Here is a 7,511-nt window from a genome sequence, read left to right on the forward strand (position 1 = left end):
CGGTGCCGGGCGTCAACGGCGTCAACATCAAGGGCCAGGCGGTGCCTGCGCTGCCGGTTCCGGATCTCGGTTTCAACAAGGACTGCGTCGGCGCCGAACCCTCCAAGGACGACCCCGACCTGCTGGTCGCGGCCATCGCCGGCCAACCGCAGCTGATCACCAACGGCGTCAAGATCAACCCCATCGTCGAGATCGAGGATGTCGACCTGAGCACCGGCAACGTCGAGTTTTCCGGTACGGTCAAGATCAAGGGCGACGTCAAGACCGGCATGCGCCTGCGCGTGTCCGGCGATGTCTTCGTCGGCGGCACGGTGGAAGCGGCCGAGATCATTGCCGGCGGCAACATCACCGTCAAGGGCGGCATCATCGGCCACGCCGAAACCCAACCCGGCATGGCGTCCATCGTCGCCAAGGTCAAGGCGGAAGGTTGCGTGCAGGCGCTGTTTGCCGAAAGCGCGCACATCGAAGCGGGCGACAGCATTATGCTGGCCGGCAATGCGCGCCAGTGCGAAATGCTTGCCGGCAACGAGATCCTGGTCGGCAAGACCAATCCCAAGCTGGGCCAGATCATCGGTGGCCGCGCCCAGGCCACCATGCTGATCAAGGCGGTCGCGTTCGGCTCGTCAAGCGCCGCCACCACCAGGATCCAGGTCGGCCTCGATCCCTATCTGGAAGAAAAGCTGCGCGCCAAGGAACAGGAATTCCAGCGCAAACTCGACGACCTCAACCGCGTCATCAAGCAGCTGGCCCATTACAAGCAGAATCCCGAGAAAGCGCGCAACGGCGCCGGCGAAGAAGCCGAACTCAATCGCAAGCTGCTGGCGCAAGAGGTCAAGGACCTGGTGGCCGAGCAAAACGAGATGAAGGAAGATCTGGTCGCAGCGGAATCGGCGCGCATCGTCGCCGTCAAGGCCGTCTACGAAGGCGTGGAAATGCGCATCGCAAAACAGGTCTGGCAAGTGCTCAGCGACCTCGGCGGCGGTACCGCGCAGCTGCAGGGCGGCAAGATTTCCTTCGGCGGAAAATAAGGAAGCAAGCGATGGTTGATTTACCCGTGCTGGACGGCGCCGGCTTGCGCACCCTGGCCGAACGCAGCGCGGCCGTGACGGTCGCCTGCGCCTGCAACGAAGCAAGCCTTGCAGCATGGACCAGCACGCCGCTGTCCTTTCCCGAAACCCTGCTGCAAGACATCGGCACGCTGCTGCCCGATCCCTACGATGAACCCGGCTTCGCCGAATACCATCCCGGCGGCACCCGCTACGAATCGGCCGACGCGCCGGTGGCGCCGCGCCATTTCCCCTACAACCGCTGCAATGTCGCCGCCTGCAAGGTCTGCGGCCGCTGCTATCTGCGCTATACCGAAGCGGGAGGCTATTTTGTCGACCGCCGCATCCGTGCGCTGAACCGGCCGGAGCTGGTGGTCGACGCCGCCCTGGCGCTTTCTTAAGCCTTCATGCGCATCGCGGTGATGATGCCGTAGGCGCACAGCGTTTCCTTTCCGTCGCGCACCGCGCCCACTTCGATCTGGCAAATGGTCAGCGTCCTGCCGCTCTTGACCACCCTGCCGCGGCCGATGAAATACTCCCCCTGCGCCGGCGCCAGCAGATTCAGCTTGAGCTCCGTGGTCAGCACTTCTTCGCCGGCCTCGAACAGGCTCATCGCGGCATAGCCGCCCGCAGTGTCGGCAATCGTGGTGCTCATGCCGGCGTGCAGGAAACCGTTCTGCTGGCCCAGCTCGGGACGAAAATCGAGACGAATCTCGACCAGTCCCGGCGTCACGCTGTGCAGCCGCGCGCCGATGGTGCGCAGCGCGCCCTGCCGTGAAAAACTCTCTTCGACGCGGCGGATCATGTCCGCATCCACTGCCTGCACAAGCGTACCTGTCATCGTTGTCTCCTGTATTTTTTGTTCGTCGATGCTAACTCATTTCGTCACTTCCGCGCATGCAGTTCGCTCGCCATCAATATCTGGAACAGCGTGTCGGCCGGACGGCTCAGGCGTTTTGCCGCCAAGGCCACATACTCGACATCGGGAAACACCGGCAGGCTGGCATGGTTGACCGGCAGGCTCAGTTCGCGTGACGCCAGGTGCTGCGGCAGCACGGTCAGCCCGAGGCCGCCGCGCGCCGCCGCCATGCAGCCGGCGTGGCTACCGCTGGTGCAGACGATGCGCCAGTGACGTCCTGCCGCCCCCAGGGTGGCCAGGATCGCCGCGCGCGTCACGCTCGGCTCGGGCAGCAGGATCAGCGGCAGCGGTTGCGCCAGGTCGACCACGGTTTCCGGCCGCGCCAGCCAGACCAGCGGTACGCGGAACATGGCCTGCCCGCGCTGCTCGCCGGGACGGCGCTTGCCGACGATCAGGTCGAGGTCGCCGTTGTCGAGGCGCTGGTACAGCTCGCCGGTGAGGCCGATGGTGATTTCCAGCTCGACTTCGGGATGCTTGTTGCGGAACGCCGCCAGCATGTCCGGCAAAGGTCCCATCGCCAGATCGTCCGGGGCGCCGAAGCGCACCCGCCCGCGCAGCCTGGGCGCGGTGAACTGGGCCTCGGCGCGGGCGTGCGCTTCGAGAATCAGGCGCGCGTGCACCAGCAGGCTCTCGCCGTCCGCGGTCAGCGCCAGCGAATGCGTGTCGCGCACGAACAACCGTCGGCCGCTGCCGTCCTCGAGACGGCGGATGTGGTCGCTCACGCTCGACTGCGTCAGCCCGAGCCGGCGACCGGCCTCGCTGAAGCTGCTGGAAGCGGCCACGGTGGTGAAGGTCTTGAGCCAGACCGGATTGAACATGGGTGCTCCTGACACATATGCATCCGCTTATCGGCATATCCGATTACAGTTCGGATGATTAAAGGGGTTCCCGATGATAGGCCTTTTTCCTATCATGTGGCAAAGGCTGCTTCGGCCTTCTTCCTTCTTCCTTCTTGCCATCATGAAACGCTACTTCCCCGACACCTTCACCTGGATGCTGCTCGGCACCGTCCTGCTCGCCACGCTGCTGCCGGCCACCGGCCGCTTCGAAGAACTCATGCACCTGGCCAGCAACACCGCCATCGCGCTGCTGTTCTTCCTGCACGGCGCGCGGCTGTCGCGCGAAGCGGCGCTGTCCGGTTTCAAGCAGCCGCGCCTGCACCTGCTGACGCTGGCCTGTACCTTCGTGCTGTTTCCACTGCTCGGGCTGGCCCTGCAGCACCTGTTTCCCGGCTTGCTGACGCAGGAGTTGTGGCTGGGCGTGCTGTTCGTCTGCACGCTGTCGTCGACCGTGCAATCGTCGATCGCCTTCACCTCGATTGCGCGCGGCAACGTGCCGGCGGCGATCTGCGGCGCCACCGCCTCGAACCTGCTGGGCATCGTCTTCACGCCCGTCCTGGTGACGCTGCTGCTGCACCGCCATCACGACGGCGGCGGCTTGCGACAAGTCAGCGGCATCCTGCTGCAACTGCTGCTGCCGTTCGTGCTGGGCAACGTACTGCGGCCGTGGATCGGCGACTGGGTGCTGCGCAAGAAAGGCTTGCTGGCGGTGGTCGATCGCGGCGGCATCCTGCTGGCGGTGTATGCCGCGTTCAGCGTGGCGGTGGCGCAAGGCGTGTGGCATCTGTTCCCGCCGCAACAGCTGGCGCTGCTGGTGCTGGTCAACGCCATTCTGCTGGGCGGCGTGCTGACGCTGACCACCTTCGGCAGCCGCGCGCTGGGCTTTGCGCGCGCCGATGAAATCGTGCTGGTGTTCTGCGGCTCGAAAAAATCGCTGGCCTCGGGCATCCCGATGGCGTCGGTGCTGTTCAGCAGCAGCGGCGTGGGCATCGTGCTGCTGCCCATTATGGTATTCCACCAGATGCAGCTGATGCTGTGCGCGATACTGGCGCGGCGCTATGCGGAACGTCAGGATGCCGATGATTTGTTGCAGGCCGCCGCCGACGGCAAGGCGCAAACCGCCTGATCGCTTACCTCCTCCAAAGGCTACTGACAGGATGGTGTCAGTAGCCCTGGATCATGATGTCTTCCATGCCCTCCGGCATATCTCTCAACCAAGAAAAAGGAAGACATCATGACAACGCAAATCAACTGGTTCGAAATCCCCGTCACCAACCTGTCGCGTGCGACCAAGTTCTACGAAGCCGTATTCAACGCCAAGCTGCACGTCGAAACCGATTTCGACGCGGCGCCGATGGCGATCTTCCACAACGCCGCCAAGGAAAGCTGCGGCTGCCTGACCGAAACCCAGGCCTTCAAGCCCAGCACCGACGGCGTGCTGGTGTACCTCGACGCCGGCGCATCGATCCAGCAAGCCATCGACCGCATCGCGCCAGCCGGCGGCAAGGTCGTGCTCGACAAGCTGGAACTGCCGAAGCAGCTCGGCTACATCGCCCACTTCATCGACACCGAAGGCAACCGCGTGGCGTTGCATGCGATGAAGTAAAAGAAACAATAAGCGCCTGCAACCATGCCCACCTGCATCAACAGATCGTGGTGGGCGGCGCCTGCGACTCATGCCAGAATGGCAGCCATTTCCCCTGTTGCCAAAATCCATGCGCCGAGCCGACCGCCTGTTCCAGATCACCCAGTACCTGCGCGGGCGCCGTCTCACCACGGCGCGCCAACTGGCCGAATGGCTGTCGGTATCGGAGCGCACGGTGTATCGCGACATCCGCGACCTGTCGCTGTCGGGCGTGCCGGTGCAGGGCGAGGCGGGTGTCGGCTATCGCATCAACAAGACCGGTTTCGATCTCCCTCCGCTCATGTTCTCGCCTGACGAAATCGACGCGCTGGTGATCGGCATGCGCATGGTGCAGGCCTGGGGCGGTCCGCAACTGGCCGCGTCGGCGGCGGCCTCGCTGGCCAAGATCGTGCTGGCGCTGCCCAAGGACAAACGCGACTTCGTCGAAAACACCGCCTTGTTTGCGCCCAGCTTCCACATCGATCAGGCCCATGGCGAGCGGCTGGAAGAAATCCGCCAGGCCATCGGCAAGCGTTGCACGCTGCAACTCGATTACGTCGACGCGCGCGGCCAGGCCACGCAGCGCATCGTGTGGCCGCTGGCGCTGTACTTCTGGGGCGGCGGCTGGTCAATCGCCGCGTGGTGCGAAACGCGCAGCGACTTTCGTTCGTTCCGGCTCGATCGCGTGCGCGCGATGATGCCGGCGCACACCTATCCGGACGAGAGCGGCAAGCGCCTGGCCGACTTCGTGCGCGCTGTACGTAAATCGCAGTATCAGGATTCCGCATAACCAGATGCCGATTTCTTCGTTCGCATCGGCGCGGCTTCGGTTTAGTCTGCAAGTCACGACAACCAGGCCGAGGTCTCCATGCACCGCGCGACGAACAAGAACAATCCGGTTACCGCATCCGCTTCTTCGCCAATCTCTTCATCCGCGATGGCAGCCAACGCCGGCTTCAGCCTGGCCGACCGCTGTGTCTTGTGCGTCGGCGGCCTGACCGGCGCGCGCAATCATTATCGCGTCGCCATCGAAGAGCGCCACGGCAAGTTCATCCACCACGACGGCGGCCGCGAAGACAGCCTGCACCGCCTGCAACCGATGCTGAACGGCGCCGACATGGTGCTGTGCGCCTCCGGCAACATCAGCCACAACGCCTACCACCTGGTCAAACAACTCTGCAAGAAACTGGGCAAGCCCTGCGTCATGGTCAAGGGCACCGGCATCGCCTCCTTCATCGACGGACTCGGCAGCCTGAGCGGCAAGTTGTCGTCTTCGCAACGCGGCGAGACCGTGCTCAAATCCGGACGGCACGCCTGATCCATCTCTACTCCCTGCGAGGCCGTTAGCCAAAAACTCAAAAGCCCCCTACAATCTGCGCAACGCATCATCACCGTTTCGATTATTCGATGGCGTCGGAGCATCAGCTAGCGACGCCACGCGCACCAGGGAGTCTGTTTGAAAACCATCCATCGCATCGCGCTTGCCTGCGCGCTGCTGGCGCCGGGCCTTGCCGGCATGAACGGCGTCGCCCACGCGGCGCCAGCGGCGACCTTCGGCATTGAAGTCGGCAACGCGCTGTTGTGCCTCAATCAGCTCAACAGCAAATATTTCTACGATTATCTTTTCGAAGCCTTCGGCAAGCCGTACAAGACCGAAGGCGGCGCCTACTGGTTCAAGGCCGCCGGCAGCAATCTCTGGGGCATGGAAGTCACCGATATCCTGGTCAACGACAGCAGCAGCCCGGCCGATTTCATCGGCGCCAATATCAACGGCACGCCGCAAGCGCTGAGCGATGCCATCACCAAGAGCGTCGGCATCCGCTTCACGCTGGATGACGCCACCAAATATTCGCTGCGCCAGTCGCAGGCCGGCAGCGTGATCGCCTACGCCGATACCAAGGCCAAGATCTACTGCGCCAAATCCAAGTACCTGGTGCCGGGCAAGCAATAACGCTTGCGCACTCAGAATGCAAAAAAACGGCCTCGCTTCATGCTGAGGCCGTTTTCTTTTCTGCAGTACCGATCAATCCGCTGCCGGGAAATCCAGCACCGTGTCGTTGACGCGATTGAACAGGTTGGTGAAGGTGATCGCGGTCACCGCCAGCAAGGTGTCGACGATCTGCGCGTCGCTGTAGCCGGCCGCCTTGACCGCGGCGACGGATGCCGCCGGCACGGTGCCGCGAGTGGTCACCAGCTCCCGCACGAACACGGTCAGTGCATCCAGTTGCGCGTCGCCGGATGCTTCGGCGCGGCGCAGGCCGATCACGGCTTCGGCCGAGAAGCCCAGCTTCTTGGCCATCAGCGAGTGCGCAGCGAGACAGTAATCGCACTCCACTGCTTCGCTGACCGCCAGCTTGATGGCTTCGACCTGCTTGCCCTTGAGCGAGCTCTTGCGCAACGCTGCATCCAGGTTGAGTGCGGCTTCCAGCGCTACCGGGCTGTTGGAGCCGATGTCGGCATAGGCGTTGGGGACCTTGCCGACCGCGCCCTTGATGGCGGTAAACAGTTGCGCGGCCGGGCCGGTGACGGTGGAGATATCTTGAGTATGGAGACGGGGCATGATGCTTCCTTTCAGTAAGAAAAAATAAGAGCAAACAAATTGAATTGGAATATGTTCACAACCGGCGCCGTTGCAATCGAGCGCGGTATGGAAAGAAGTATAGGGAGCCGGAACGATATTTTTAATGGCAAAATACGCCAATTAATTGACTAATCGTACCAATCAGACTTTTCCGGGTCTTTCCGCCATGAACCACGCCACCGACACCCTGAGCCGCCTGCTTCAGCTCTATCCCGTACGCACCACGCTCGACATTCGCTGCCACTTCGGCGCGCCGTGGCAGTTGCCCGAACCGACGTCGGCGCCCGGCGTGGTGCGCTATCACATGATCGTGTCCGGCGACGCGCTGATGGAAGCCAACGGCGAACGCGGCGTGGCGCTGCAGGCCGGCGACATCGTGGTGTTTCCGCGCGGCAGCGCGCACAAGCTGCACGCGGGGCGGGGAAAGGCGATCGCGCAGCAGGTCGCCACGCGCAGCGATGATTTATTGATACGCATGGAAAATGGCGGCGCCGGCGCGGAA

Annotated in this window: 11 protein-coding genes; 8 read left to right on the plus strand and 3 right to left on the minus strand. The window is 63.3% G+C overall.

Annotation, left to right across the window (positions count from 1 at the left end; translation table 11 throughout):
- Together HLUSI_RS0113970 and HLUSI_RS0113975 are read left to right on the plus strand one after the other, a co-directional pair.
- Positions 1-1,028, plus strand: a 1,028-nt coding sequence (locus HLUSI_RS0113970; protein ID WP_016834554.1) for a DUF342 domain-containing protein, incomplete at its 5' end; no start/stop codon positions are given.
- 11 nt (positions 1,029-1,039) lie between these two features.
- Positions 1,040-1,447, plus strand: a complete 408-nt coding sequence (locus HLUSI_RS0113975; RefSeq protein ID WP_016834555.1) for a hypothetical protein — start codon at positions 1,040-1,042, stop codon at positions 1,445-1,447.
- Here HLUSI_RS0113975 and HLUSI_RS0113980 read toward each other — a convergent pair.
- Both HLUSI_RS0113980 and HLUSI_RS0113985 read right to left on the minus strand, forming a co-directional pair.
- A complete protein-coding gene (locus tag HLUSI_RS0113980; RefSeq protein ID WP_016834556.1) occupies positions 1,444-1,887 on the minus strand; it encodes a PaaI family thioesterase in 444 nt (147 codons plus the stop codon). The two genes, HLUSI_RS0113975 and HLUSI_RS0113980, sit on opposite strands and share 4 nt — an antisense overlap.
- 44 nt (positions 1,888-1,931) lie before the next feature.
- On the minus strand, positions 1,932-2,783 hold the full coding sequence (locus HLUSI_RS0113985) for a LysR family transcriptional regulator (RefSeq protein ID WP_016834557.1): 852 nt from the start codon (positions 2,781-2,783) through the stop codon (positions 1,932-1,934).
- A gap of 142 nt (positions 2,784-2,925) precedes the next feature.
- Here HLUSI_RS0113985 and HLUSI_RS0113990 point away from each other — a divergent pair, with 142 nt between their 5' ends.
- The 5 genes from HLUSI_RS0113990 to HLUSI_RS0114010 all read left to right on the plus strand — a co-directional run bounded on the left by HLUSI_RS0113990 (position 2,926) and on the right by HLUSI_RS0114010 (position 6,379).
- Entirely contained in the window at positions 2,926-3,930 is a 1,005-nt protein-coding gene (locus HLUSI_RS0113990; RefSeq protein ID WP_016834558.1) for a bile acid:sodium symporter family protein, read from the plus strand.
- Between the two features lie 108 nt (positions 3,931-4,038).
- Positions 4,039-4,410 carry a VOC family protein gene (locus tag HLUSI_RS0113995; protein ID WP_016834559.1) on the plus strand — a complete coding sequence of 124 codons (372 nt, stop codon included), beginning with the start codon at positions 4,039-4,041 and terminating at the stop codon, positions 4,408-4,410.
- Positions 4,411-4,519: 109 nt separating this feature from the next.
- Positions 4,520-5,218: a helix-turn-helix transcriptional regulator gene (locus tag HLUSI_RS0114000; RefSeq protein WP_016834560.1), complete on the plus strand. Its 699-nt coding sequence runs from the start codon at positions 4,520-4,522 to the stop codon at positions 5,216-5,218.
- 78 nt (positions 5,219-5,296) lie between these two features.
- Positions 5,297-5,746: a DUF2325 domain-containing protein gene (locus HLUSI_RS0114005; RefSeq protein ID WP_016834561.1), complete on the plus strand. Its 450-nt coding sequence runs from the start codon at positions 5,297-5,299 to the stop codon at positions 5,744-5,746.
- A 138-nt stretch (positions 5,747-5,884) separates the two neighbouring features.
- Positions 5,885-6,379: a hypothetical protein gene (locus tag HLUSI_RS0114010; RefSeq protein WP_016834562.1), complete on the plus strand. Its 495-nt coding sequence runs from the start codon at positions 5,885-5,887 to the stop codon at positions 6,377-6,379.
- Positions 6,380-6,451: 72 nt separating this feature from the next.
- Here the strand turns inward: HLUSI_RS0114010 and HLUSI_RS0114015 are convergent, their stop codons facing one another.
- Complete coding sequence (locus tag HLUSI_RS0114015; RefSeq protein ID WP_016834563.1) at positions 6,452-6,988, minus strand: carboxymuconolactone decarboxylase family protein; 537 nt, start codon at positions 6,986-6,988, stop codon at positions 6,452-6,454.
- A 187-nt stretch (positions 6,989-7,175) separates the two neighbouring features.
- Here HLUSI_RS0114015 and HLUSI_RS0114020 point away from each other — a divergent pair.
- Positions 7,176-7,511: cupin domain-containing protein (locus tag HLUSI_RS0114020; RefSeq protein ID WP_029363518.1), on the plus strand; the 336-nt coding region annotated here is incomplete at its 3' end.

This window comes from Herbaspirillum lusitanum P6-12, from assembly GCF_000256565.1.
GTDB lineage: Bacteria > Pseudomonadota > Gammaproteobacteria > Burkholderiales > Burkholderiaceae_D > Herbaspirillum > Herbaspirillum lusitanum.